This is a genomic window from Rhodobacter aestuarii (assembly GCF_900156655.1).
Lineage (GTDB): Bacteria > Pseudomonadota > Alphaproteobacteria > Rhodobacterales > Rhodobacteraceae > Rhodobacter > Rhodobacter aestuarii.
On the sequence record NZ_FTOG01000002.1, the window covers coordinates 248,101 to 273,700 of the forward strand.

At 62.5% G+C, this 25,600-nt stretch carries 26 protein-coding genes and 1 tRNA gene; 13 read left to right on the top strand and 14 right to left on the bottom strand.

Translation table 11 applies throughout. From position 1 onward, the window contains the following. Position 1: 1 nt before the first annotated feature. The 8 genes from BW967_RS04365 to BW967_RS04400 form a co-directional block, all read right to left on the bottom strand. On the bottom strand, positions 2-556 hold the full coding sequence (locus BW967_RS04365) for an HK97 family phage prohead protease (protein ID WP_076483830.1): 555 nt from the start codon (positions 554-556) through the stop codon (positions 2-4). Then, positions 556-1,818 (bottom strand): phage major capsid protein, encoded by a 1,263-nt coding sequence (locus BW967_RS04370; protein WP_076483831.1) that lies wholly within the window; start codon positions 1,816-1,818, stop codon positions 556-558. Before BW967_RS04370 ends, BW967_RS04365 begins: the two co-directional genes overlap by 1 nt. Beyond that, positions 1,811-2,161 (bottom strand): HNH endonuclease, encoded by a 351-nt coding sequence (locus tag BW967_RS04375; RefSeq protein WP_076483832.1) that lies wholly within the window; start codon positions 2,159-2,161, stop codon positions 1,811-1,813. Before BW967_RS04375 ends, BW967_RS04370 begins: the two co-directional genes overlap by 8 nt. After that, a complete protein-coding gene (locus BW967_RS04380) occupies positions 2,152-3,804 on the bottom strand; it encodes a terminase large subunit domain-containing protein (protein ID WP_108188604.1) in 1,653 nt (550 codons plus the stop codon). The genes BW967_RS04375 and BW967_RS04380 overlap by 10 nt, the downstream gene beginning before the upstream one ends. After that, complete coding sequence (locus tag BW967_RS04385; protein ID WP_076483833.1) at positions 3,801-4,112, bottom strand: head-tail connector protein; 312 nt, start codon at positions 4,110-4,112, stop codon at positions 3,801-3,803. The genes BW967_RS04380 and BW967_RS04385 overlap by 4 nt, the downstream gene beginning before the upstream one ends. A gap of 187 nt (positions 4,113-4,299) precedes the next feature. Then, positions 4,300-5,571, bottom strand: coding sequence for an AAA family ATPase (locus tag BW967_RS04390; RefSeq protein WP_245826433.1), 1,272 nt, complete (start codon positions 5,569-5,571; stop codon positions 4,300-4,302). Continuing rightward, complete coding sequence (locus BW967_RS04395) at positions 5,571-5,759, bottom strand: hypothetical protein (protein WP_076483834.1); 189 nt, start codon at positions 5,757-5,759, stop codon at positions 5,571-5,573. The genes BW967_RS04390 and BW967_RS04395 overlap by 1 nt, the downstream gene beginning before the upstream one ends. After that, complete coding sequence (locus BW967_RS04400; protein ID WP_076483835.1) at positions 5,756-6,028, bottom strand: hypothetical protein; 273 nt, start codon at positions 6,026-6,028, stop codon at positions 5,756-5,758. Before BW967_RS04400 ends, BW967_RS04395 begins: the two co-directional genes overlap by 4 nt. A 603-nt stretch (positions 6,029-6,631) precedes the next feature. On the opposite strand from BW967_RS04400, the gene BW967_RS18675 reads away from it, so the two are divergent. The 3 genes from BW967_RS18675 to pdxY all read left to right on the top strand — a co-directional run bounded on the left by BW967_RS18675 (position 6,632) and on the right by pdxY (position 9,785). Then, positions 6,632-6,790, top strand: coding sequence for a hypothetical protein (locus BW967_RS18675; protein WP_175610415.1), 159 nt, complete (start codon positions 6,632-6,634; stop codon positions 6,788-6,790). Position 6,791: 1 nt separating this feature from the next. Next, a complete protein-coding gene (locus BW967_RS04405) occupies positions 6,792-8,732 on the top strand; it encodes a hypothetical protein (RefSeq protein WP_076483836.1) in 1,941 nt (646 codons plus the stop codon). Positions 8,733-8,933: 201 nt separating this feature from the next. After that, the gene (pdxY, locus tag BW967_RS04410; protein ID WP_076483837.1) at positions 8,934-9,785 is read left to right on the top strand and encodes a pyridoxal kinase; all 852 of its coding nucleotides are present in this window, start codon (positions 8,934-8,936) and stop codon (positions 9,783-9,785) included. A 50-nt stretch (positions 9,786-9,835) separates the two neighbouring features. Here the strand turns inward: pdxY and lepA are convergent, their stop codons facing one another. Then, positions 9,836-11,635: a translation elongation factor 4 gene (gene lepA, locus BW967_RS04415; RefSeq protein WP_076484007.1), complete on the bottom strand. Its 1,800-nt coding sequence runs from the start codon at positions 11,633-11,635 to the stop codon at positions 9,836-9,838. A 128-nt stretch (positions 11,636-11,763) separates the two neighbouring features. Here lepA and BW967_RS04420 point away from each other — a divergent pair, with 128 nt between their 5' ends. Beyond that, entirely contained in the window at positions 11,764-11,952 is a 189-nt protein-coding gene (locus tag BW967_RS04420) for a heavy-metal-associated domain-containing protein (RefSeq protein ID WP_076483838.1), read from the top strand. Positions 11,953-12,117: 165 nt separating this feature from the next. After that, positions 12,118-12,417, top strand: coding sequence for a hypothetical protein (locus tag BW967_RS04425; protein ID WP_076483839.1), 300 nt, complete (start codon positions 12,118-12,120; stop codon positions 12,415-12,417). On the opposite strand, the gene BW967_RS04430 is transcribed toward BW967_RS04425, so the two are convergent. After that, complete coding sequence (locus tag BW967_RS04430; RefSeq protein ID WP_076483840.1) at positions 12,402-12,851, bottom strand: low molecular weight protein-tyrosine-phosphatase; 450 nt, start codon at positions 12,849-12,851, stop codon at positions 12,402-12,404. The two genes, BW967_RS04425 and BW967_RS04430, sit on opposite strands and share 16 nt — an antisense overlap. Positions 12,852-12,879: 28 nt before the next feature. On the opposite strand from BW967_RS04430, the gene BW967_RS04435 reads away from it, so the two are divergent. Further along, a complete protein-coding gene (locus tag BW967_RS04435; RefSeq protein ID WP_076483841.1) occupies positions 12,880-13,575 on the top strand; it encodes an NAD-dependent deacylase in 696 nt (231 codons plus the stop codon). 128 nt (positions 13,576-13,703) lie between these two features. Beyond that, entirely contained in the window at positions 13,704-13,991 is a 288-nt protein-coding gene (gene rpmB / locus BW967_RS04440; RefSeq protein ID WP_076483842.1) for a 50S ribosomal protein L28, read from the top strand. 55 nt (positions 13,992-14,046) lie between these two features. Here rpmB and meaB read toward each other — a convergent pair whose 3' ends face one another. Beyond that, entirely contained in the window at positions 14,047-15,039 is a 993-nt protein-coding gene (meaB, locus tag BW967_RS04445; RefSeq protein WP_083951961.1) for a methylmalonyl Co-A mutase-associated GTPase MeaB, read from the bottom strand. A gap of 122 nt (positions 15,040-15,161) precedes the next feature. Between meaB and BW967_RS04450 the strand changes: the two genes are divergently transcribed. Both BW967_RS04450 and hrpB read left to right on the top strand, forming a co-directional pair. Continuing rightward, the gene (locus BW967_RS04450) at positions 15,162-15,890 is read left to right on the top strand and encodes a DUF3108 domain-containing protein (RefSeq protein WP_245826435.1); all 729 of its coding nucleotides are present in this window, start codon (positions 15,162-15,164) and stop codon (positions 15,888-15,890) included. Positions 15,891-15,897: 7 nt separating this feature from the next. Continuing rightward, entirely contained in the window at positions 15,898-18,336 is a 2,439-nt protein-coding gene (hrpB, locus tag BW967_RS04455) for an ATP-dependent helicase HrpB (RefSeq protein ID WP_076483844.1), read from the top strand. Here the strand turns inward: hrpB and BW967_RS04460 are convergent. From BW967_RS04460 to BW967_RS04470, 3 genes are all read right to left on the bottom strand, one after another. After that, positions 18,333-19,271 carry a class I SAM-dependent DNA methyltransferase gene (locus BW967_RS04460; RefSeq protein ID WP_076483845.1) on the bottom strand — a complete coding sequence of 313 codons (939 nt, stop codon included), beginning with the start codon at positions 19,269-19,271 and terminating at the stop codon, positions 18,333-18,335. The genes hrpB and BW967_RS04460 overlap by 4 nt on opposite strands. 175 nt (positions 19,272-19,446) lie before the next feature. Next, entirely contained in the window at positions 19,447-20,373 is a 927-nt protein-coding gene (argF, locus tag BW967_RS04465) for an ornithine carbamoyltransferase (protein WP_076483846.1), read from the bottom strand. 69 nt (positions 20,374-20,442) lie between these two features. Next, a complete protein-coding gene (locus BW967_RS04470) occupies positions 20,443-21,624 on the bottom strand; it encodes an aspartate aminotransferase family protein (protein WP_076483847.1) in 1,182 nt (393 codons plus the stop codon). A 327-nt stretch (positions 21,625-21,951) separates the two neighbouring features. Between BW967_RS04470 and BW967_RS04475 the strand changes: the two genes are divergently transcribed. From BW967_RS04475 to BW967_RS04490, 4 genes are all read left to right on the top strand, one after another. Then, entirely contained in the window at positions 21,952-23,913 is a 1,962-nt protein-coding gene (locus BW967_RS04475; protein ID WP_076483848.1) for a heme lyase CcmF/NrfE family subunit, read from the top strand. Positions 23,914-23,916: 3 nt separating this feature from the next. Further along, positions 23,917-24,369, top strand: a complete 453-nt coding sequence (locus tag BW967_RS04480; protein WP_076483849.1) for a cytochrome c-type biogenesis protein — start codon at positions 23,917-23,919, stop codon at positions 24,367-24,369. Between the two features lie 280 nt (positions 24,370-24,649). Further along, positions 24,650-25,426 carry an enoyl-CoA hydratase-related protein gene (locus tag BW967_RS04485; protein WP_076483850.1) on the top strand — a complete coding sequence of 259 codons (777 nt, stop codon included), beginning with the start codon at positions 24,650-24,652 and terminating at the stop codon, positions 25,424-25,426. A gap of 48 nt (positions 25,427-25,474) precedes the next feature. After that, a tRNA-Leu gene (locus BW967_RS04490) sits at positions 25,475-25,560 on the top strand. Positions 25,561-25,600: the final 40 nt, after the last annotated feature.

Below are 25,600 nucleotides of genomic sequence, written 5' to 3' on the forward strand. Positions count from 1 at the left end.
GTCAGAGCCTCCACCGATTGAGGGGGTTCACCGCGCCCCGGTAGGGCTGCCGATCTTGATGGGTTTCCCATGCCCGCGCCTCGATCTGCGCAGAGGGATAGGCCGGGACCGTGACCGCAGAGACTTCAAACAGCGCCGCTTGTGTCACCGTGCGCACCAGATCAGCGCCGCGCCGTTCCACCTTGTCGCCGCCGCTCGGCACCCGGAAGCCGGGGGAAAGCCCCCGGATCAGCCCAGCGCGATGGGCGGCAAGGAAGTCCTTCGCCCAGGTGGTCGAGGCGTCAACCGTCGCTTCGATCTCTACGGCAAGGTCAGTGCTGCGAAGCCGCAGCGTGCCCGCCGCCGTGCTGGCAAGAGGCTTGGTGTAATCGTGCTGGGCAAGCAGGTGGATTTCCTCGCCCGCTTCGATGCGTCCCCGGAAGGCGTGAGGGGCGAAGACCTCGCGCCGCCCCGGTGCCAGTTCGGTTTCGGCTTGATAGGGGAACCGCGCCGAAAGGTGAGTTGCCCCACCTTCCGCCCGAATTTCCAGCGTCCCGAGATTTCCGCCCCAGAGCATCACGCCACCTGCACGCCGGTCAGGAGTTCGAGTTGCGCACCGCGCGCGACGGTCGTGTCAACCGTGGTCAGCGCGGTCAGGCGCAGGCCACCCGAGGCCGCATCGCTGAACGGATCGCGGATCAGGTCCACCGCGCCCCACATGCCCACGAATACCGGGGCAACACCGCCCGCCGAGGTGGTCAGAAGCGAAGTGCAGGCCAAGGGGTCGCCGGTCGGAGCCGCCAGCGCGGTCGAAGACATGGCAATGCCGCCCATCTTTTCCGCCATGCGGTCAAACTCGAATTTCGGCGCAGAGGTCGCGGTCAATTGGTCTTCCATGAAGTCCCAGACCTCGGGCCGGATCAGCGCGCGCACATCGGCGGGGGTCGAGGCGGCATTGCGCGCCATGAAGCGCACCACGGCGCTGCGATAGGTCGCCCAAGACGCCGCAGCATCAACCGCGGTCGAGGTGATGCCATAGGTCGCCGCCCCGGTGATCACGCCCAGCGGTTGCCCATCCGCGCCGGTGCCGAGGAAGATCGCGCGATCAAGTTCCGCGCCCATCGCCCCGTTCATGTCGCGCCGGATCGCCGCTTCCAGAGCCTCGCCCGATTGCAAGAGCGCCTTGCGGGTGACCCGCATTTGAACGCCCATCGTCTGATTGGGGGCTAGCGCTTTGTCGATGGTGCCGTAGGCGGTCGGGTCGGGAATGTTGCCAGTTTCGCCGTTCGCCCAGCCCGCCGTGACGGCAGAGGTCGAAACCGGCCATTCGACAGCACCGGAACCGATAGCGATCATCTGGGCACCCATGCGCGCGGCCACGCTCGCCGGGAAAAGCCGGTCGATGATCGGGCGCGTTTGCATCGGGTCGGGCGTGCCGGTCGAGACGGTTTCACCGGCCCGCGCTTCGAGCGCCAAGAGCGGCACGGGAATGCCGCGATAACCGCCCGCGTTGCGCAGCTCGGCCACGACTTCGGCGGTTTTCCCTTCAAGCGCGCGGCCTTCATTCAAGGCCCCGATCACTTGGCGCATTTGAAAGCCCGCGATCAGGTCGGACCATTCGCGGCCCGCGCGGGTTTCCAGATCGGCCCCGGCCTCGCGGCGCTCGGTATCCTCGGCAATGAGGCTGGCACGCAAGCGGGTTTCGTTGGTGCGATATTCCGCATCGAGGCTTTCCATCGAGCGGGTTTCGTCTTCGGTCGGGGTCGCCTTGCCGACAAGGCCCGCAAGGGCTTGGCGGATCTCGGATTGCCGACGCTGAATTTTCACGCTTTCAAGCATGGTCGTTTCCTTCACTGAGGGGGAGGGTTTCCGCTGCCAGATCGGCAACGGCAGTCGCCCAAGCCTTGCGCTCGGGGGATTTCTCTTTGTGCCCGCATTCGATGCGGGTTTTGCGAGTGTGGCAGCGCGGGCAGAGCGCTTGCAGGTTGCGCGGATCAAAGGCCAGATCAGGCCGCAGCCGAACCGGCTGGATATGGTCCACCTCAAGGCGGCGTCGTTCACCGCAGCACCGGCACGCCCAGCCGTCACGCTCAAGGATTTGGTGCCGCAGCACTTGCCAGCGGCGGGTTGAGGTGACGCGCTTCGAGTGCCGCGCATATTCCTTGCGCTTGCTCATAGCCATGCCACCCTTGGCTTGCGCTCGGGTGTGGCCTTCATGCGCGCGCCCTGCGCCACGGCCAGCACCGATGCCGCCGCCGCGTCGATCCGGCCAAGGCTTCGGGCCTTCGCCAGCTTGTGGTTGCCTGCCGGATCAACCAGCGTGATTGCATCCGAAAAGGCGCTGCGCAGAAGCATGGAGGGGGCAACAAAGATTTCGCCGTCAAACAGCGCGCGCCGGAATCGCTCAATGTCTTCGGAGCCGTCTTTCCACCCGAAGCCGCGCCAGATGAACGGCACCCGCGACAGGCCCGCCGCGTTCATCGCCTCAACAAATTCGGCATTGCGGAAACGGTCGCCACAGATGCAGGCCGGTTGCACCCCATCGAGGCGGCGCACCACTTCGGCCAGCCATGCGCCGGGGGGAACCGTCGCCTCGCCCAGAACCGTCAACTCGCCCCGGTCAAACATCTGCGAATAGCGCTCGCCCACGCCGTCAGCCGCGCCCCTATCGGCAAGGCTGGGGGTGCTGGGGAAGGTGCCCACGGCCTCAAGACGCCCCGTCTCGGGCCAGTAGAACGCCGCAGCCGACATGCTGCGAGAGCCGCCCAGATCAACGCCCAGCACGCAAGGCCCCGCCCGCTCGGGCAGTTCATCGGGCGAGACTTCCGCCGACAGCCATTCGTCAACCGTCACCAAAACAGACCGGCTTTCGCTCGAAACCCGTTCGTTTCGGTTCAGGTTGCGGAAGCTGGACAGCGCCGAACCGCCCCGCGCAATCGCGCGCCGCGCCTGTGCCACAAGCCAATCGGGCGTTGAGCCGATGCCCTCGGTCGCGCCGGGGTTGGCTTCGAGCAGGCTTTCCAGATCATCGGCAGGCAAGCCAAAGGCGGGCCGGTGTTCCTGCACATAGGTGCCGGGGGGCGGATCATCGAGCCACCGGGAAAAGGCGTTGGTATCGTCGGGCGCAGAGGTCGAGATGATCAGCGCGCGGCCATCACGTTTGCCAAGGCCCGACAGGATCGCGTTTTCCAGTGTCTCGCCCTTGGCCGGTTCCCATGCCGCCCGTTCATCGAGAACCGCCAGCGTCGGAGCGCCGCCCAAGATCGACTTGCCATCGGCAGCAATGACGCGGGCCAGCCCGCCGCCGTTGCCCTCAAACTCAACTTCCAGCTTTGAGCCGCGCCGGATCGTGAAAAGCGCTTGATCCTCTTCGGGCAAGCCTTCGATGTAGCCGACAAGGAAGTTGAACGCGGTCTTGGCTTGGTCCCGGTTGCGGGCCGCAAAGAGGATTTCGCGCTTGGGCTGGGGCTTCGCATCGAGCGCGCCCACCAGCTCGGCCAGCGACAGGCCAGCGCTCAACGCGGTTTTGGCATTGCCGCGACCGATCGACAAAAGGCCCACCATGACGCCATCGGCCAGCGCACCGCGCACGAACCGCTTTTGAAACCCGGCCAGCTTGAGCGGCTTTCCCGCCGTGCGGCCCTCGGGGATGCGCAGTTGTGCAAGGAAGGCAAGCGCCCGGTTCGCCCGATTTTTCCCCCGGATTTTTTTCAGGAGAGAGAATTGTAAACTCAGACCGCCGGTCCCGGCCTCGGCAGAAACCGGGGCATTGGGACCATTCTTGCGCGGTCGCCCCCTCGGGCGCTTGGTCGCGGCCTCGGTCATTCCGGCACCTCGCCCAGCGAAACACCGCGATAGCGCGCGCAGATGCGAGACGCGGCCAGCGACAGCCCAAGCGGCCTATCCCGCTCGGTCGCCCCGCCCCGGTTGTCGTAAAGCATCGAGCATTGGTCATAGATCGCGAAGGCCAGATCATCGGGCAGCGCGCCATCCTCGGGCGCGGTGTAGTTGGCAGCGGCCAGCACATCGCCCTGAGCGGCTTCGAGCATCTGCATCAACGCTGCGTCTTCGTCGTCGCCATCCACACGGGCAACAAGTTTGGCTTGGGAAAGCTGAATGCTTGCGAGGGTCATTGGTGGGTGTCCTTCAAGGCGTTGGGGCGCGCCCCAAGGGCGCCCCAAAAGCCCCTTACGTAGTAAGGGGGAGAGAGGGGGAGGGGAGATGAAGGGGAGATGAAGCAGGATTGAAAGGGAGATGAAGGGGAGATGAAGCAGCCCAAAACCGGAGATGAAGGGGAGATGAAGGGGAGATGAAGGCCGCTCATTTCGCCACCTCAACGAGTTTGGTGGTCGGCTTGGACGGCGAACCGCCCGCCTCAATGGCGATCTTTCCGGCATTCAAGAGGCTATCCATCGCCCTCTTGAAGCCGTCCTTCGTCACCCCCTCATTGTCTTGGTGCGAGGCGAATTGAGACGGCGCATAGGACGGCCCGCTGTTGCTGTTCACCTTCCGGCCTTGCTCGGTGAACATGCGCAACAGCTTCATGAACACCCGTTCCGCCTTAGACGCCTTCGCCATGCGGTCGAGGCCGGTTTCGCTCGGATCGGCCACGAAAACACCGTCGAGCCACGTCACCGCGATTTCGGCCCCGCTGCGCCCGTAGTTCAGCTTCTTGTTGCTCAGAATGCGGGCGTCTTCGTCGGCTTCCTCGCCGTTTACCATGACGCGCTGGAAATAGAGCCGCGAACGGGCGCTTCCGTTCCAAGCAGTGTTGCCCGAGGTGCCAGAACCGCTCGCCATGCCCGAAAGCGACGGGTGCGCAAGCATGACAACTGCGCAGTCATGTTGTAGGGCAAGCTTCTTGAGCATCCCCACAAATTGCCGCACTTGCGCCTTGTCGTTCTCGTTGCCGGGGAACAGATCGGCCAGCGTGTCGAGCACCAGAAGCGCGGGGTTGAGGTCGGTCAGGATCGCCCGAATCTCATCATACAGGCCCGAGGGGATAAGCGGCTTTCCTGCCCCATCCGCGCGCGCCAGAAGCGCATCCTCGCCCGCAAGGCTGGCATATGTCAGGCGTTGGAGGTCGGCCAGCGTAGCGCCCTCGCTGCGCACAATGTCAGCGAAGCGGCGGTGCAGCTCGTCTTGCTCGTCTTCTGCCGACAGGAACACCGCGCGGCCCTCGGTCACACCGCGCCCGATCCATTGACGCCCGAGGGCGACGGCGCAGGCCAGTTGCGCAGAGAGCAGAGATTTGCCGGTGCCGCCGTCGCCATAAAGCAGGGTGACTTCGCGGCCCGGAATGAAGTCGCGCACCAGCCATTTGCGTTCCGGCACCTCAAGCCCTTCGAGGTCAGCGGCACATTTGAACCGGCTTCCCTTGGCCTCACCCCGCGCCGGTTCGCCCATGTCGCCGTAAGCGTCCAGCGGGGTCAGAGGAACATCGTCGCAGCCTGCCGGGGTGCTATCCGGTGGGGGGTGGACTTGGCGCAGCGGCGCGCGGGTCGAGGTCACACCCTCGCGGCGGTCGCGCTCATTGCGCCAGTCTTCGAGCGCCTGCCGTGCCTCGGGCGTGTTGAAGATGCCGTCTTCCATCACGCGGCCCCCCGCTTGGCGAAGGGCAGCACCTTGGCGGAATGAAGCAGATAGGGAACGCCTGCGGTCGAGGCACGGGCGTATTCAATCGCCTCGCGACGGGTCGCAAACTCGCGCAGGAAGTCGCCGCAGAATGTCACCCAAAAGACGCGCACCCCGTGGGCTTCGAGTTCCTCGATAGCAATCACGAAAGCACCCCCGCAAAAGCGTGGTCGATGATCGCCGCAGCTTGATCAGGCTTGAGAGAGTGCAGCGCGGCCATGAGAATTGCCGCCCGCTCGCCCGTGGTCAGCCGCACCGCCCAGACGCTTGCCACCGCCTGCCACGCCTCGGGCGTGTCGAGGATCAGGCCATAGCCGAGAAGCTTCGAGGCGCTCTTGTGCGCGGGCTTGGCAAAGGCAGAGATTGCGTTGCGGGACGGGCTGCGGTATCTTTTGCCAGTGGTTTCTTGACCCAAGCTTTTGGCCCCGGTTGCGCCTGCACGCGCACCGGGGTTTTCATTTGCGCCGGTCAGATGGGCACTTGAAACTTTCTCCGAAAGTTCACGCTTTGTCTGGGCCTGTTTTGAAACAGTTCCCCTTTGATTTTCTTGCGAAACAGGCTGGATTGCAAATCCGTGAAGACCGGTTCGATTCCGGTACCCGCCTCCAAATCTCCCAAGCATTTCTCGGACACGGCAAAAATCGGTTCACGCGCTGAATTGCGCGTTCCCGTTCCGTTGGCCTTTTGCCCGCGTCGGCTTCTGTGATGACTTAGCGCGATTCGTAGCGCGCGTGCGGCTCTTGCCAGCCGATCCCCAGACCTCCCGAATTTACGCTCAAGGCTCTGAATTAAAGACCTATTCTTTCGTGACCAAAGCTCCGAACGGTGCGTTTGCAGAGCATCAATCTGGCTCTGTCAGCTTTCCTTCCCAACGACCCAAGGAGTTGATGATGAGCAACCGCTTTCAGAGCACTCTGTGCACCAGCGCAGGACCGGCAGAACAGGTGGGGCCTACTTGCCGCAATCGGCAGCGCTGCCCCCTAATCCCCGCCCCCGGCCAGCAGATCAGGGGGCAAGGATGCAACGCATGATCGGGCTGGGCGGCCTTGGGCTGGGCGGCCTCGCAACCCGCCCAAATAGCACCGGCACACCGACGGGATTCCTCCGTGTCCTGACCGTTAACGGCGCCATCGTCGTGAACGCCGCGGGTGCGGCATATGTTTTGGAGGCGCAGTGATATGGCGATCACCTCATTTCCGATTGAAACCATCTCTGGCGACGGGCTGATCGCGCAGATCACGGCGGCGCGTGACCTGGCGCTGGCTGGCTCGCCGTATCGGCTCGCAAGCTTTGCCGAACTGGCGACACGGCTTGTGTATTCCGGGGCAACGGCTGGCCAAATCACCGTGACGGCGGGCGATGTGATCGACGTGATCGGCTGCGGAGCTTACACCGTCGCGGCATCTGGCGCGACCGACGCCGACCTGTCTTACGCCGTCAAGCTTTATGCTTTGCCTGACAAGGGCACCTTGAGCATAGAGCAATTTGGCGGCGGGACCGCCGTGGCCGACAACTCGCCTCCTGCCAATTTGGCGATGGCGGCGATTGAGCGCGTCGGTGGTGCGGCGCTGGTGTTCTCGGCGCCGGGCACTTACGATTTTGGCGTGAGCAAAAACAACCCCTATGGCGCGGGCAAATGTTGCGTCGACATGACCTCCGACAAAACAACCGTGATCGTTGGCCCCGGCGCCACGCTCAAACTTTCTGATGGTGCGCAGACCGACGCGACGGGCCCAGTTTATCTGTTTGCAGGTGATGTCGCGCGCTCTGGCATCCGGTTTGAGGTGGATGGGACCATCTCGAATAACAAAAACGGCCAGCCCGGTTGGACGGGGGGCTATTCCCAAGCGGGTGCGGGGGGATGCTGCGTGCTGTTCAAGGGCAGCACGCCCGGTGGCCGCTATGAATTTGTGGGCACCGGCACGATTGGCGATTGTTTTTCAAACCCCATCGACATTAGCGCCGCAATAGCGCGCGGCGGGAGCGTTCATTTCGGCCAGATCACCTATACCAACTGCGGTGAGGGGCCGGAGATCGCAGGTTTTGATCAGGTGACGGGAACACCCTGCTACGTCCTCGACGAAGATTTCCAGATGGCCGGTGACGGGATTGAGATCGCCCGTTGCGGCGATGTGGTGCTGGAGAACATACGCGTCGAATGTCGCCAAGGCAGCCCGAAAGGGTCGGCGCTAGAATTCTATGGCTGTGAAACCGTCACCGTACAGGGATACACCGTATTAAACTGGTGGGATTTGATCGGCCTCGGGGCACCGTCTGGGGGGATGAATGCTTTCGTCTTCCCGAAGCCCGTGTTGATGAATGGCCGCGTGATTGGGCTGCAATCCTCAACCGGGATCGTAGATGGCTATCAAGGGCTTACAAACCCTAACCGGATTGTCTTTGATGGGCTGCATATGTCGGACAGCCCGAACACGATCCCACTTTACGTCACGGGTGACAGCACGGCCGAACCGATCGAGTTCTACAACGTCAAATTTGACAACTGCAAAAAGGTGATCGTTCTTTCCGATCGTCACCACATCTGGCACGGCGGCGGAAACGCCAACAGCTCTGACGTTGCCTTTGAGTTCCAAGCACAGAAAGATGATGACGCGCGCAGTATTGATTGGCGCAATCTTGATTTTACGGGCTCGGTATCCGGGGCCCGGATCAACTCGCTCACCCGGACGGGGTTCAAGATCAAAGGCGTGATCACGAATTGCCACATGGATACGCTGGCCCAATGGCCGAATGGCGACAGCGATGTGGACTATTCTGAGCTTATTTCGGACGGCAACAAACCAGATGTCTATGTGGGTACGTCTACGGATATCGGGGCGTTCATGCGCTGCCAGATTCGCAGCGCGCCGGGGGGCTTTGTCAACGAAGTGCGCAACCCGAGCGCGGGGATGGTGTTGCAGATCATGAACCAAAGCGGCAGCGCCATGACGCTCGCGCATGATAACAGCTCTGTCGCAGATGCCCCGCTTCGCTATGCGCCGCTGTTCAATCTTAGCGGCGTGAATGATGTGCTCGCGACCGGACACTCGCGTTCTTACCGTTTCTTGAACGCAAGCGAGGCACCGGACGGCGCTGCGGGTATGTATGAGATCGGCTGACCTCATCTGAAGCGCTGAAGATTGTGCGCCCGCCCGTTGCATGGCGGGCGCGCACCATGGGCGCTTTTCGGTGGTTTGCCGGATGCCAAGCGGCTTTAAAGCCCAGAAGAAGCCCCAACCTCGTGGTTGAACCGCCGTGCCCACGGGTCTATGGCGAGGGAACCCCTTTTTCTGGTTTTCAAGCCCGCGGGAGCTTCGCGCATGATGCAGCCTCCTTTTGTGATTTCGATTCAGAGCCAAGTCGTCTTTGGCCATGTTGGCAATTCGGCGGCGCTGTTTCCGATGCAGGCGGCGGGGCTGGAGGTGGCGGCGATTCCGACGGTCGTCTTCTCGAATACCCCCGACTACCCCACCCTGCGCGGCCAAGCCTTGCCGCCAGAGTTCTTTGCCGATTTGCTGCGCGGGGCGCATGAGCGCGAGTTGCCACAACGCGCGGATTTCTTGCTGACCGGCTATATTGGGTCGCGCGATGTGGCCGAGCAGGTGGCCACCTTTGTTGCCGAGGCGAAAGCGCTGAACCCAAAGCTGATTTATCTGTGCGATCCGGTTCTGGGTGATGAGGGGCCGGGACTTTATGTGCCCGAAACCATCGCCGATGTGCTGCGGGATCGGCTTTTGCCCTTGGCCGATATTGCCACCCCAAACCCGTTTGAACTGGCTTGGCTGACGGGGCAAAGCATCACCCATCTGAAAGACCTTGAAGCGGCGCGCGCGCAATTGGCGCTGGCCCCAGCGGCGCATCTGGTCGCCACCGGCTGCCGGTTGCAAGACACGCCCAAGGGGCAGATCGAGAGCGTGGTTCTGAGCCCGGAGGGCACAACGCGCCTTGCCGCCGAATATTTGCCGATCGCCAAACCCGGCACTGGGGATCTGTTTGCCGGGCTGATTGTTGCAGGGCTGGGCCGTGGGATGCGCCTGCCGCAAGCGGTAGAAATGGCGCAGAAGCTTGTGGGCCGCTCACTCGCCCATGCGGAGGGCTTGGGCGCCGGTGAAGTGGTGCTGAGCGAACCCAGCTTCCGGCAAGAACTGTTGTCTTTGGGAACGCAGCCCTAATCCGAAAGTGCTCCAGAAAGACTTGACCCCGCCAAGGGCGGGGTCTGAGATCATTCGTCCATTTTAAGCGCGGCGATGAAGGCCGATTGCGGGATTTCCACTTTCCCGAACTGGCGCATCTTCTTCTTCCCGGCTTTTTGCTTTTCGAGCAGCTTTTTCTTCCGGGTCGCGTCGCCGCCATAGCATTTCGCCGTCACGTCTTTGCGCATGGCGGAAAGCGTTTCGCGCGCGATCACGCGGCCCCCAATGGCGGCTTGGATCGGAATTTTGAACATGTGCCGCGGGATCAGGTCTTTGAGCTTTTCCACCATCGCGCGGCCACGGCTTTCGGCGCGGTCGCGGTGAACCATGATCGAGAGCGCATCCACCGGCTCGTCGTTCACAAGGATCGACATTTTCACCAGATAGTCTTCGCGATATTCGGCCAACTGATAGTCAAAGCTCGCATAGCCTTTGGTGACCGATTTCAGCCGGTCGTAAAAGTCGAACACGACCTCCGAAAGCGGCAGGTCATAAACCACCATCGCGCGGGTGCCTGCATAGGTGAGGTCGAGCTGAATGCCGCGACGGTCTTGGCAAAGCTTGAGCACATCGCCCAGATAGTCGTCGGGCACCATGATCGTGGCTTTGATGCGCGGCTCTTCGATATGGTCGACATAGGTGAGGTCGGGCATATCGGCGGGGTTGTGCAATTCGCGCACCTCGCCGTCTTTCATGTAGAGCTTGAACACAACGCTCGGTGCGGTGGTGATCAGATCAAGATCATATTCGCGCTCAAGCCGGTCCCGGATGACCTCAAGGTGCAATAGCCCCAAGAAGCCGCAGCGGAAGCCAAAGCCGAGCGCGGCGGAGGTTTCCATCTCATAGCTGAAGGACGCGTCGTTCAGCGCCAGCTTTTCAATCGCGTCACGCAGCGCGTCGAAATCGTTGGAATCGACCGGGAACAGGCCGCAGAACACCACCGGCTGCGCGGGTTTGAAGCCCGGCAGGGGTTTGTCGCAGGGCTTTTTCTCATGGGTGATCGTGTCGCCCACGCGGGTATCGCGCACCTGCTTGATCGAGGCGGTGAACACGCCAATCTCGCCCGGGCCAAGTTCGGCAATATCGACCATGCGCGGCTTCAGCACAGCAAGCTTGTCGATGCGGTAGGCTGCACCGGTTTGCATCATCTTGATCTGGTCGCCCTTGCGGACCACCCCATCCATGACGCGGATCATCACGACGACGCCAAGATAGGCATCATACCAGCTGTCGACCAGCATCGCTTTGAGCGGCGCATCGCGCACCCCTTCGGGGGCGGGCAGGCGCTGCACGATGGCTTCAAGCACATCGGGAATGCCAAGACCGGTTTTGGCCGAGATCGGCACCGCATCCGAGGCGTCAATGCCGATCACGTCTTCAATATTGCTTTTCACAGCCTCCGGGTCGGCGGCGGGCAGGTCGATCTTGTTCAGAACCGGCACGATCTCATGGCCCGCATCAATCGCTTGATAGACGTTGGCGAGGGTCTGCGCTTCCACACCTTGCGAAGCATCAACCACCAAAAGCGAGCCTTCGACGGCGCGCATCGAGCGGGAGACCTCATAGGCGAAGTCAACGTGGCCGGGGGTGTCGATCAGGTTCAGGATATAGGTTTGCCCATCCTTCGCCGGATATTCGATCCGCACGGTGTTCGCCTTGATGGTGATACCGCGCTCGCGCTCGATATCCATGCTGTCGAGCAATTGCTCTTTCATCTCCCGGCTCGCCACTGTGCCCGTCATCTGGATCAGACGATCGGCCAGCGTGGATTTGCCGTGGTCGATATGCGCCACGATGGAGAAATTGCGGATGTGATCGAGCTTGTTCATGCGGCGCATATAGCCGCAAATAAAGGGGCCGGGAAGGGGGCATGCACGCGTGTGATGACGCGAAATTGCCATTGACCATGCCAAGCGCTTCGCGGATCAATCGCGCCATGAAGCCCCGGAGGTGCCCAATGATCCTTTCCGTCCCGAACATGACCTGTGGCCATTGCAAATCGGCCGTTGAAAACGCCATCACCGAAGTGGGTGGCACCGCATTGGTGAGCCTTGAAGACCGTGAGGTCGAGGTGAATGGCCTGCCCGAAGAAACCGTGCTCGCGGCGCTGAAAGCGGCGGGCTATGAGGCTGAGGTGATCGCCTGACTCAATAGGTTGGGGGATATCGCGTCGCTGCCGCAACATCTGACCTGACCTTTTGAACTTGGCAATTTATTGCCGAGACAATTGTGCCCTGTTGCCAGATCCCTTAGAAATAGCGTCAAATTCAAGGGATTTGGCACCGAACCTCCCGCAAATCAGAGGCAGCAGATGAAACATCTTCTCACCGCTACGGCGTTTGTTCTGGCTGGGACAGCCATGGCACATGCCGGGCCGATTGACACCGCTTGCTTGAAAGCTGGGCGCACCTCGGACCGCGCGCTGTGCGGCTGTATTCAGCAAGTGGCCGATCATGTGCTGTCGAAATCGGACCAGCGCCGCGCCGCGAAGTTCTTTGCCGAACCCGACATGGCGCAAGAAGTCCGCATGTCGAGCCGCGCGGCGGATGAAGATTTCTGGCTGCGCTACAAAGGCTTTGCAGAAACCGCCGAAGCTTATTGCGCCCCCTGAAGCCGCGCGAGCAGCGCTTTTGACCCTGCCTCGATGATGTCGAGGCAGCCGTTGAAATCGCGAGTGTAGTAAGGGTCGGGCACCTCTGACGTGCCCTGCGCCCCTTGCAAGAACATTTCCAGCCGGGCGGTGGCATCTGTCGGCATCACCGCCTGTGCATCGCGCAGGTTTTGCCGATCCATCGCTAGAATCAGATCGAACTCATAGAAATCGGCCGGCGCCAATTGCCGCGCGCGCAGATCAGACAGGTCATAGCCGCGCTGACCCGCTGCCGATTGCATGGGGCCATAGGGCGCATCGCCCACATGCCAGCCCCCCGTTCCGGCACTATCAATCGCCACCGCAAAACCGGCGTCTTGCGCCATTTTGCGAAACACCCCCTCCGCTGCGGGGGAACGACAAATGTTGCCAAGGCAAAGAAACAAGATACGCATGGGGCTGTTTTAGCGAAGGATCGAACGCATGGCTAGAATCGTGATTCTCACCGGAGCGGGGATTTCAGCAGAAAGCGGGATTCGCACCTTCCGCGCCAGCGATGGGCTTTGGGAAGAGCATCGAATCGAAGAGGTCGCCACGCCAGAGGGCTTCGCGCGCGACCCGGTTTTGGTGCAGCGATTCTATAATGCCCGCCGAGCGGCGGCCGCAGCGGCGCAACCCAATGCCGCGCATCTGGCTTTGGCCGAGTTGGAGGCTGATGGGCGGCATCAGGTTTTGGTGGTGACGCAGAACGTCGATGACCTGCATGAACGGGCGGGCACGCAAAACCTGATCCATATGCACGGCACGTTGACCGGGGCGCTTTGCGCGGCTTGCGGCCATCGCTGGCCCGCGCCCCAAGAAATGAGCGCCAAAGACCCCTGCCCTGCTTGCAGCAAACCCGCAACGCGGCCCGATATCGTTTGGTTTGGCGAAATGCCTTATAGAATGGAGGAAATCTGGCCTGCGCTGCGCCGAGCGGACTTGTTTGTCTCGATTGGCACCTCCGGCAATGTCTATCCGGCGGCGGGCTTTGTGGCTGATGCAATGCATGCGGGCGTGCCGACGCTGGAATTGAACCTTGAGCCCTCGACCGGGACGCGTATGTTTGACGAGGCCCGTCACGGCCCCGCCACGCAGGTGGTTCCGGCTTGGGTGCGCGAGATGCTGGCGCAGGGGTAGATGAATCGCTTGACGCCGGGCGGCTTTGCCCTTATGCCCCGCGAACGGATTTCCGGGAACCGCGCTTAGCGGGTCTCGCAGTATTGGAAGTGGGCCGCGAGTGCCCGAGGAAACGAAGGAACATCGCCATGTCGCGCGTCTGCGAACTGACCGGCAAAGGCCCGATGTCGGGCAACAACATCAGCCACGCGAACAACAAAACGCGTCGCCGGTTTCTGCCGAACCTGAATGACGTCACCCTGATCTCTGACGTGCTGAACCAATCGTTCAAGCTGCGCGTGTCGGCCGCTGGCCTGCGCACCGTCGATCACCGTGGTGGCCTCGACGCCTTCTTGATGAAAGCCTCGGATGCCGAGCTTTCCTCGAACGCGCTGAAAATCAAGAAAGCCATCCTGAAGGCGCAAGCCGCGGCCTGATCGCTTCCTTGATCTGTGCAAGGCCCCGCCTCGGCGGGGCTTTTTGCATTTGCAATCAGCGTTGTAGGGCTGCCAGCATTTCCGCGGCGGCAGCGGCGGGTGCGGTTTGCCCCTCGGCCACGGCAGAGCCCAGCGCCTGCATTTGCGCGCGAATCTCAGGGTCGCTTTGCAGCCGGGCCAAAAGCCCCTCGCGCACCTCGGTTTCAAACCAATGCCGGGCTTGTTCGGCGCGGCGGCGGTCAAAATGCCCGTTCTCGCGGCGCCATGCGGTCAGCGCGCCCATATCTTCCCAAGCGGCTTTCAGCCCCTCTTCCGCCAAGGCCGAGACCGCAACGGCTTTCGGGAAACCTTCGGGGTCTTGCGGGCGTTTGCGCAAGAGCCGCAGCGCGCCGGCGTAATCTGACATCGTGCGCAAAGCGGCGGGCTTCAGATCCCCATCCGCTTTATTGACGAGAATCATATCGGCCATTTCCATGATGCCGCGCTTCACGCCTTGCAATTCATCGCCCCCCGCAGGGGCCATCAGCAGAATGAAAAGGTCGGTCATCTCCGCCACCAGCGTTTCGGATTGCCCCACACCCACGGTTTCAATCAACACCACGTCAAAGCCCGCCGCTTCGCACAGGCTCACCGCCTCGCGGGTGCGGCGCGCCACGCCCCCCAATTGCGCTTGGCTGGGCGAGGGGCGGATGAAGGCATTGGGTTCGCGCGAAAGCCGCTCCATCCGCGTTTTATCGCCCAAGATCGAGCCGCCCGAACGCGCCGATGACGGGTCCACCGCCAGAACGGCGACCTTAAGCCCCTGCCTCACCAGCATCATGCCAAAGCTCTCGATGAAGGTGGATTTCCCCACCCCCGGCGTGCCCGAAAGGCCGATCCGCAAGGCTTGTTTGCCCGCGCTCGCAAGCCGCTCCAAAAGCGCGGTTGCTTGGGCGCGGTGATCGGCACGCCCCGATTCCACCAAGGTGATCGCCCGTGCCAAGGCTCTGCGTTCTCCGGCCAAAATCCGGGGGGCAAGCTCGGCGGCGGGATCGGTCATCAGCGTCATGGTCACCTTCATATACACGGGCTTTTGACAAGCCTGTCATCGGGTCATCGAACTGTTTCGGTTTCATGCCCTTTTCAGGCGGTGTATGTCCAGAGGCTAGGCCATCGATGAAAGGGGCACCGATGAACCGACCTTTCCGCATAATGACGACCTTTGCGCTGCTCGGGGCTTTGGCGCAGCCGGTTGCCGCAGATCAAACCGATCACATTGCTTTTGATGTCGTTCTCAAAGGGATCAAAGCAGGCGAATTGGTGATTGATGGCAAAATCCAAGGCAATCGCTATGGCGTGCGCGGTGTGATGCAGACCACGGGCCTTGCCGGGGCGATCAAGAAAATCCGCTACGATGCCAGCGCCGATGGGACATTTTCACGCGGCCGGTTCAGCCCGCGCAGCACTGCGGTGTCCGCGCAGCGCGGCAATTCGCGTTCCAAGAACGCAGTCATTTATAACGCTGGCGTGCCCTCTTCGGTGATCCATGAGCCGCCCCGCACACCCCGCAGCAGCGATGTGGACCCCGCCAAACAAGGCGGCACGATCGACCCGCTGACCGCGCTTTACGCCGTGCTGCGCGATGTCGACCGGGACGAGGCCTGCAAGCTCAAGGTGACCATGTTTGACGGCACGAAACGCTCGCAAGTTGCGCTTTCGTCCCCGCAGGCGGCGGGGGATGGTGTGGTCTGTTCGGGCGAATACCGCCGCTTGGCCGGTTTCTCAGACAAGGACATGGCGGAAAAGACCCGCTTCCCCTTCACCCTGACCTATGCGCCCACGCCCGATGGGCAGCGCTTGCAGGTGGTGGAAATTTCCACCGATACGATCCTTGGCAAAGGCCGCCTGAAACGGCGATAAGGGCCGGGTGAAAGACCAACTGCCCATAGATGCCATTTTGCCCGAACTGTGCCGCACGCTTGCTGCGGCAGGACGTATTGTGCTGATGGCGCCACCCGGCGCGGGTAAAACCACCCGTGTGCCGCTTGCGCTGCTTGGCCAGGTGGCAGGCCGCATCCTGATGCTGGAGCCACGCCGTTTGGCCGCGCGCACCGCCGCAGAGCGGATGGCGCAGACCTTGGGCGAAAAGGTCGGGGAAACGGTTGGCTACCGCATTCGCGGCGAAGCGAAGCTTTGCAAAACCACCCGGATCGAAGTGGTGACCGAGGGCATTTTGACCCGGATGCTGCAATCCGACCCAGAGCTGTCGGGCGTGGGCTGCGTGATCTTTGACGAATTTCACGAACGTTCGCTCAATGCCGATTTGGGCCTTGCGCTTGCATGGGAGGCCCGCAGCGCGCTGCGCCCAGATCTAGCGCTGGTGGTGATGTCGGCCACGCTGGATGCCGCGCCGGTGGCCGCGCTTTTGGACGAGGCGCCGATCCTGCGCTCGGAGGGGCGCGCCTATCCGGTGGAAACCCGCTGGCTGCCGCGCCCGGTTGCGCAAGGGATGCGGCTTGAGGCCGCCGTGGCGGGGCTTGTGAGCCAAGCTTTAGAAGAAAGCCCCGGTAGCGTGCTGGTCTTCTTGCCCGGCGAGGGTGAGATTCGCCGGGTTGAGGCGCTGTTGCGTGACCGTCTGCCCAAAGACGTTGCCCTGCGCCCGCTTTTTGGCGCGATGGACTTTGCCGCCCAGCGCGCCGCAATCGCGCCTTGCGCGGCGGGGCGCAAAGTGGTGCTGGCCACGGCCATTGCCGAAACCTCGCTGACCATTGAAGATATTCGCGTGGTGGTGGATGCGGGCCGCGCGCGGCGGCTGCGGTTTGACCCGGCCTCGGGCATGGCGCGGCTGGTGACCGAGCGCGTGTCCCGTGCGGAGGCAGAACAGCGCCGGGGCCGCGCCGGGCGCGTGGCGGAAGGCACCTGTTACCGGCTTTGGACCAAGGGCGAGGAAGGCGCGCTGCCCGCCTTTGCGCCGCCAGAAATGGCGGTGGCCGATTTGGCGGGGCTTGCGTTAGAATTGGCCAGTTGGGGCAGCGATGGCGCGGATTTGGCCTTTTTAACCCCGCCGCCTGCGCCCGCCTTGGCCGAAGCGCGCGCGCTTTTGCAAAGCCTTGGTGCGCTCGATGGGCTGCGCATCACCGCGCATGGCAAGGCGCTGGCTGCGCTGCCTGTCCACCCGCGCTTGGCGCATATGCTGGTCACCGCAGGCCCCAAGGCCGCGCCCTTGGCAGCGCTTTTGGAAGAGCGCGACCCAATCCGGGGGGCCCCGGCAGACCTAAGCTTGCGACTGGCGGCGATCCGCGATCCGGGCCGCTATGAGGCGAACCACCCCGGCCAGCTTCATCGCGGCACGATTGAGCGGATCAAGACCGAGGCGAAGCGGCTTGCGCGGATGGTGCGCGACGTGCCCGAGCGCTACAGCCCCGCCGAGATGTTGGCGCTGGCCTACCCCGACCGGATCGGCCTGCGCCGCAAGGGCGATGCCGCACGTTATGTGCTGTCTGGCGGCAAGGGCGCGGTGGTGGATGAGGCCGATGGGCTCGGCAAGCATCGGCTGATCATCGCGTCGGACCTAGATGGCGATCCGCGCGAGGCCCGCGTGCGCCAAGGGTTGGTTTTTGCCGATGCCGAACTGCGCCGCCTTTATGGCGATCAGATCGGCTGGCAGGATGTCTGCGCTTGGTCCAAGCGCGAAGGCCGCGTGGTGGCGCGCAAGCAAGAGCGTTTTGGCGCGCTGGTGCTGGAAGACCGCCATTGGCCCGATGCCCCGCCAGAGGCTTTGGCGCGTGGTGCGCTCGACGGGTTGCGGCAAATCGGGCTGACGCTCAGCCCCGGCGCGGCACGGTTTCGCGCGCGGGTCGATATTTTGCGCGGCGATGGGGGCGATCTGCCTGATTTGTCTGATGAAGCGCTCCTTGCGAGCGAAGCGCTGCTGCCGTGGCTCAAACGCGCCCGGACCGAAGCCGATCTGCGCAATCTTGACCTGACCGAGGCTTTGCGCGCCCAGCTTGACTGGAGCCAGATGGAAGAGCTTGACCGCCTTGTGCCGGGCCATTTTGAAACGCCCTTGGGGCGGCGCGTGCCGATTGATTATGGCCCAGAGGTGCCGACGATCGAGGTCAAACTGCCCGAGATGTATGGCCTCACCATCCACCCCAGCGTGGGGCCGAAGCGCCACCCTTTGCGGATTGCCCTGCTCTCGCCCGGCAATAAACCGATTCAGGTCACGATGGACCTGCCGGGATTTTGGGATGGCTCTTACGCCGAGGTGCGCAAGGAAATGCGCGGCCGTTACCCGCGCCACCCTTGGCCGGAAAATCCGCGTGAAGCGGACCCGACGACGCGCGCAAAACCCCGCGGCACTTAAGCCAGCGCCATATCCTCCCCATCGGATTCACGGCGCGCGGCCGAGCCGATGCGTTCGGCATGGACCACAAAACCGATGATCGGCTGCCCACGGTCTTGGCGCAATTCCGCCCGGCTGATCTGCGCCGCAAAGCCCGCCTGTGTGAGCAGATCGCGCAAATAGGCTTCCGCATGCGCATAGCGGCAGCTTTCACGCAAAACGAGCGGTTCAGGCCCCTCATGCGCCTCGGTCGTGAAAGCAAAGCGCCCCGCCGGTGCCAAGGCAAGCGCGACCCAAGCGATGATCTGTTCCAGCGCGCCAAGGTAGGCAAAGACATCCGCTGCGGTGATCAAATCCCATTGTTGGGCGGGCGCGGGCAAATCTGAGAGGTCACATTTTGAAAGCGCATCATAAAGGCCCTTCGCCCCGGCCTCATGCAGCATTTGGGAGGAAATATCCCAGCCCTCGAGCCAGTCGCACAAAGGGCGCAACTCGGCCCCCATCAGCCCGGTGCCACAGCCCAAATCCAGCGCGCGGCCAAACGGACCGGTGATCTGCGCCCCAAGCAATTGCGGGGCACGATAGGCGAGCGTGTCCACAAGCGCGTGATCAAAGCGCGGCGCATATTGGTCAAACAGTGTTTCCACAAAGGCCGAGGGCATGGTTTCGGCCTCGGGCCGCGCGTTGAGCAACTCAAGCCGCAACGCCGCGCCCATTTGGTCTGCAGGGTCCAAACGCAGGGCTTCGGCAAAAGCCTCTGCTGCCTCAGGCAAACCGTGTTCGGCGCGGATATCGCCAAGCCGGAACCAACCCGCCGCCCAACCGGGGGCGAGTGCCAAGGCTTGGGTATAAAGATCGGCGGCGGCCACCGCATCGCCAGAGGCCAAGAGCCCCTCGGCGTAATCGGCGCGACGGTCGGCGACCAAATCGCCGGAAGAAAACTGGATCGTGGACATGATGCTCCTGAACGCTGGGAAAACCGGGGTTCAGGAACGGGCTACGACAGAGGCTGACGCATGTGGGGGCTACCAAAAGGGAACGCCGCCATTAGCGCCGTCGCCCGTGCTGCGTCAAGAGAGGATAAGGATAGCAAACAGGGGGCAGACCTGCCCCCCGCTGAAGGTGTTTGTCTTACTTGCCCAAGGCCCAGCGCATGATCGCTTTTTGCGCATGCAGACGGTTTTCGGCCTCGTCAAAAATCACCGAATGCGGGCCGTCCATCACCGCGCTTGTGGCCTCGTCATTGCGGTGCGCGGGCAGGCAATGCATGAACAGGCAATCGGGCTTGGCTTTCGCCATCAGCGCCTCGTTCACCTGATAGGCGCGCAATTGGTTGTGGCGGCGTTCTTTGGCCGATTCCGGGTCGTGCATGCTGACCCAAGTATCGGTGACGATCAGATCGGCGCCTTCAACCGCTTTTGCCGGATCCCGCTCAATCGCTACATTCACGCCTTTGGAACGCGCGAATTCGATCCATTCGCGTTCGGGGTCGAGCGTTTGCGGGCCGGTGAAGGTCAGATCAAAGCCAAACTGCCCCGCCGCATGCAGGAACGAGGCGCAGACATTGTTGCCATCGCCCGACCAGACCACCTTGCGCCCGGCAATCGGGCCGCGATGCTCTTCATAGGTCATGATATCGGCCATGATCTGGCAGGGGTGGGTGCGGTTCGTGAGCCCGTTGATCACCGGGACCGAGGCATATTCCGCCATCTCCAGCAGCGTTTCTTCCTCAAACGTGCGGATCATGATCAGGTCCACATAGCGCGACAGCACGCGGGCGGTATCGGCAATGGTCTCACCATGGCCCAATTGCATATCCGAGCCAGACAGCACCATCGTCTGCCCGCCCATCTGGCGCACGCCAACGTCAAAAGACACGCGAGTCCGGGTCGAGGGCTTTTCAAAGATCAGCGCCACCATGCAGCCATCGAGCGGCTTGTCATCATCGGGCGCGCCTTTCGGGCGCCCTTGGCGGGCGTTTTTCATCGCGCGGGCACTGTCGATCATCGCGCGCAATTCGGCCGGATCGGTAGTGTGGATATCAAGGAAATGGGTCATTTGTTTTGTCCTTTCGGAATGGCCGGGGGTCTCCCCCGGGCTCCCGAGGTCTTTTGGGGCCAGTCGCAGTTAGGCCGGGTTGGATTCGAGCGCCAAAGCAGCCGCGTCGAGGCGACGCACTGCTTCGGCCATGTCGTCTTCAGAAATGGTAAGCGCAGGCAAAAGCCGCAGCACATTATCCGCCGCAGGCACGGTCAACAGATTTTGCGCATAGGCCGCCTGCACCAGCTCCACCGGGGCAGGTTTGCATTTGAGCCCGAGCATCAGACCTTGGCCCCGCACTTCGGTGAAAATGTCAGGATGCGCAGCCACCAGACCTTCCAGCCGCTGGCGCAAGAAGGCGGCCTTACGGCTGACCTCTTCCATGAAACCTTCTGCGGTGACGATTTCCATCACCTTCGCGCCAATCGCGCAGCCCAGCGGGTTGCCGCCATAGGTGGAGCCATGCGTGCCCGCCGTCATGCCAGAGGCCGCGTTTTCGGTTGCCAGCACCGCACCCAGCGGGAAGCCGCCGCCAATGCCTTTGGCGACCATCATCACATCCGGCGTCACCCCGGCCCATTCATGGGCGAAAAGTTTGCCCGTGCGCGCCACGCCGCATTGCACCTCGTCAAAGACCAAAAGTGCGCCGGTTTCATCGCAAATCTCGCGCAGTGCCTTGAGGAACGCATCCGAGGCGGGGCGGATGCCGCCCTCACCTTGGATCGGTTCAATCATAATCGCGGCGGTGTTTTCGGTGATTGCGGCTTTCACCGCCTCAATGTCATCCCACGGCAGATGCACAAAGCCCTCAAGCAGCGGGCCAAAGCCTTTGACCATTTTTTCTGACCCAGCCGCGGCAATGGCCGCAGAAGACCGACCATGGAAAGCGCCCGCAAAGGTCAAAATCTCCACCCGCTCGGGTGCGCCTTTCTCATACCAATATTTGCGCACCATCTTCACGGCGAGCTCACAGGCTTCGGTGCCCGAATTGGTGAAAAAGACGGTATCGGCAAAAGTGTTCGCGACCAAAAGATCCGCAAGCTTTTGCTGCTCGGGAATTTGGTAGAGGTTCGAGACGTGCCAAAGCTTGCCCGCTTGCTCGGTCAGCGTGGCCACCAGTTCGGGCGCAGCATGGCCCAAAGCATTGACCGCGATCCCCGCGCCCAAATCCAAATATCGGCTCCCATCCGCCGTTTCGAGCCAAGAGCCTTCGCCCTTCACAAAGGCAAGGGGCGCACGCGAATAGGTCGGCAAGATGGAAGCGATCATGTCAAGCTCCGAAAAAGGAAGGCCAAGGGGTGCAACGGCGCAGGCGCGCTGTCAACGGCTTCGGGCCAAAGGGGACGGTTTTGTGGAAGGATGTGGCAGCACGCCACGGCAGATCAGACGTCAGGCGCTAAAGCGGCGACGTCGCGAACGGGCGATATATGCGGTCCGAGTGATCATGCGTTGCGCTTAGCGCTGACAGATGCGGCTGTCAAAACAATTGCACGGGCTCTTCACGCTTTTGCGAAAGGTGCATTGAAAATGCGCATCCCGCTTGGCCCAGGCCGCGTGCGCCCCTATGATCCGCCCGACTTGAGGAGGACCCGCCGGATGATCGTCGAAACCGGGCACTTTGCCCTGATCCTCGCGCTGTTTGTGGCGCTGGTGCAAACCACCGTGCCCTTAATTGGCGCGCAAAAGGGCTGGAGTGGCTGGATGGCGGTCGCCGCGCCCGCGGCGCTTGCGCAGTTTTTGCTGATTGCCACGGCCTTCGCAGCGCTGACCTATGCCTTTGTGACCTCGGATTTCTCGCTGCAATTGGTTTATGCCAATTCGCATACCGATAAGCCGATGCTTTACAAAGTCTCGGGCGTTTGGGGCAACCACGAAGGCTCGATGCTTTTGTGGGTGATGATCTTGGCGATCTTTGGCGCGGCGGCGGCGGCTTTTGGCGGGGCTTTGCCCGAACGGCTGCGCGCGCGTGTGCTGTCTGTCCAAGGCTCGATCGGGCTCGCCTTTTTGGCCTTTATCATCTTCACCTCAAACCCGTTCACCCGGATCATTGATGTGCCCTTTAACGGGCGCGACATGAACCCGCTGCTGCAAGACCCCGGCCTCGCCTTCCATCCGCCGTTCCTTTACCTCGGCTATGTGGGGCTCAGCATGGCGTTTTCCTTCGCTGTGGCCGCGCTGATTGAGGGGCGGGTGGATGCCGCTTGGGCGCGCTGGGTGCGGCCATGGACGCTGGCGGCGTGGATTTTCCTGACCATCGGCATCGCGCTTGGCTCTTGGTGGGCCTATTACGAGCTTGGCTGGGGCGGGTTTTGGTTTTGGGACCCGGTCGAGAACGCGTCCTTCATGCCGTGGCTTTTGGCGGCAGCGCTGCTCCATTCCGCCATTGTCGTTGAAAAGCGCGAGGCGCTCAAAAGCTGGACCGTTCTGCTTGCCATCATGGCCTTTGGCTTCAGCTTGATTGGCACCTTTCTGGTGCGCTCGGGCGTCATTTCCTCGGTGCATAGCTTCGCCAATGACCCGGAGCGGGGGGTGTTCATTCTCTTCATCCTCGCGTTCTTCACCGGCGGCGCGCTGACGCTTTATGCCGCCCGCGCGGGCGAGATGCAGGCCAAGGGCATCTTTTCGATGGTCAGCCGCGAATCTGCGCTGGTGATGAACAACATCCTGCTCGCCGTTTCGGCGCTGGTTGTGTTCACTGGCACCGTTTGGCCGCTGGTGGCGGAACTGTTCTGGGACCGCAAGCTCTCGGTCGGGGCGCCGTTCTTTGAAAAGGCCTTCACCCCCTTCATGGTCGCCTTGGCGCTGCTTTTGCCGATTGGCGCGATGATGCCGTGGAAAAGGGCGAACCTTTCTAAGCTCATCCGCCCGCTGCTGCCTGCCGCGATCTTGTCGCTTGCGGTAATGGCACTGGTTTGGACGATGGCAACGGGCCGCCCGGTGCTGGCGCTCGCCTCGGCGGGTTTGGGATCGTGGCTTGTGTTTGGTGCGCTGGCCGAGATTTGGCAGCGCGCGGGCCGCACGCCCGCCCGTATCGCGCGCCTGCCGCGCGCCGATTGGGGCAAGGCGCTCGCACACGGCGGTTTGGGCATTGTGATCGCCGGGATCGGGCTTTTGATGGCCGGTCAGGTTGAAGATATTCGCGTCGCGAAAGCGGGCGATCATTTCACCGTTGCAGGCTATGAAATCACCCTTGTCGGCGTCGAAACCGTGCCGGGGCCGAACTTCAGCGCGCAACGCGCAACGATGGAAGTGCGGGTCGGCGATAAGCTTGTCACCACGCTGCACCCGGAAAAACGCATCTACCCCGTGCAAGCCATGCCCACGACCGAGGCCGATATCGACAATGGCTTCTGGCGTGATGTTTATCTGGTGATTGGCGATCCGCAAGACGGCGGTGGCTGGGCGGTGCGCACCTATATCAAGCCCTTCGCAAACTGGATTTGGGCGGGCTGTCTGATCATGTCCTTCGGTGGGCTGCTTAGCCTCACCGATCGGCGCTATCGTGTGGCGGCGGGGGCGCGTAAAACAGCCCCTATCAACGCTGTTCCTGCGGAGTAAGCCATGCTCAAACGCCTTCTTTTGCTGTGTCTGCTCGCCGCGCCTGCCTATGCGGTGCAGCCCGATGAGGTTTTGCCCGATGCCGCGCTTGAGGCGCGCGCGCGGCAAATTTCCCAAGTGCTGCGCTGTCCGGTTTGCCAAGGCGAAAATATCGACGAATCGAACGCTTCGGTCTCGCGCGATCTGCGGCTGGCGGTGCGCGACCGGCTGGTGGCGGGTGATAGCGACAGCCAAGTGATCGACTATATCAAGGACCGGTTTGGGGAATATGTGCTCTTTGAACCCGAACGCACTGGGGCGAACCTGATCCTTTACTGGATGGGGCCGGGGGTGTTGATCATCGCCTTGGGCGGCGTGTTCTTCTGGCTGCGGTCACGCCGCAAGGAAGAAATGCCCGCCGCTGTGGCGCTGAGTGCCGAGGAAGAGGCGCGGCTGAAAGAGCTGTTGCAGGACTAAGAAAGACCTGAGGGCGGCGCCCGACCGCCGGGTGGGCGTCTGCCATAGGTCTTTCGCGCTTTATGGTGCAAGGTCTGCGGACGCCCGTGTTGAGCACTGCCATTGCAAAGCGCCCGCCCGAGGGGGCGGTCGGGCGCTGCCCGGGCCGCTCGCGCGGCTGCTCCGGGCATAGGCTTTTTTCTAAAGCCCGCCCTCATACTGCGCCTTCACCGTGACGCGGGGTTTTGCTTTGCCGCGTCCCTCAGCCGGGGCAAACTGGCCGCAAAGGGAGGCGCCGCCAATGCACTTTGAAACGATCCGCTATGACCTAACCGAGGCGCTTGCGGTGATTACGCTTGACCGCCCCGAGGTGATGAATGCGCTCAACACCCAAATGCGCACCGAAATCACCCAAGCGCTGACACAAGCGGCGGGCGAGGCCCGCGCGGTGGTGCTGACGGGCACAGGCCGCGCCTTTTGTTCGGGCCAAGATCTGGGCGATGGGGCAGCCCTAACCGGCCCGGATCTTGAGCGGATTTTGCGCGAAGAATATGAGCCGATGCTCGCCGCTGTGACCGAATGCCCGGTCCCGGTTATGGCCGCGGTGAATGGCGCGGCAGCGGGCGCAGGGGCGAACCTTGCGCTTTGCGCGGATCTGGTGATTGCCACCCATTCCGCCGCCTTCATGCAAGCCTTCACCCGGATTGGCCTGATGCCCGATGCAGGCGGCACTTGGGCGTTGCCGCGCCAAGTGGGGCTCGCACGCGCAATGGGCTTGGCGCTTTTTGCCGAAAAGATCAGCGCCGAAGAAGCCGCGCGGATGGGGATGATCTGGGAAGCCGTGCCCGATGTGGATTTTGAACACCATTGGCGCGCCCGTGCGATGCATCTGGCGCAGGGCCCGACCGAAGCGTTCAAAGCCGTGAAACAGGCTCTGCGCGCAAGCTTTGACCATGATCTGCCCGCGCAATTGGCTTTGGAGGCAAAACTCCAAGGCGCCTTGGGCGAGACGGAGGATTTCCGCGAAGGGGTTCAAGCCTTCTTGGACAAACGCGCCCCCGCCTTCCGGGGCAAGTAAGCCCGATAGACTTGCCCCCGCGCGCCTTGCGCGCTAGGCAAGGCGCACGCGGGCGTGGCGGAATGGTAGACGCATGGGACTTAAACTCCCTGGGAGGTAACTCCATGCCGGTTCGAGTCCGGCCGCCCGCACCACTTTCCTTCCCGCCGTTTTGCCTTTCACAGCTGCGTGTGC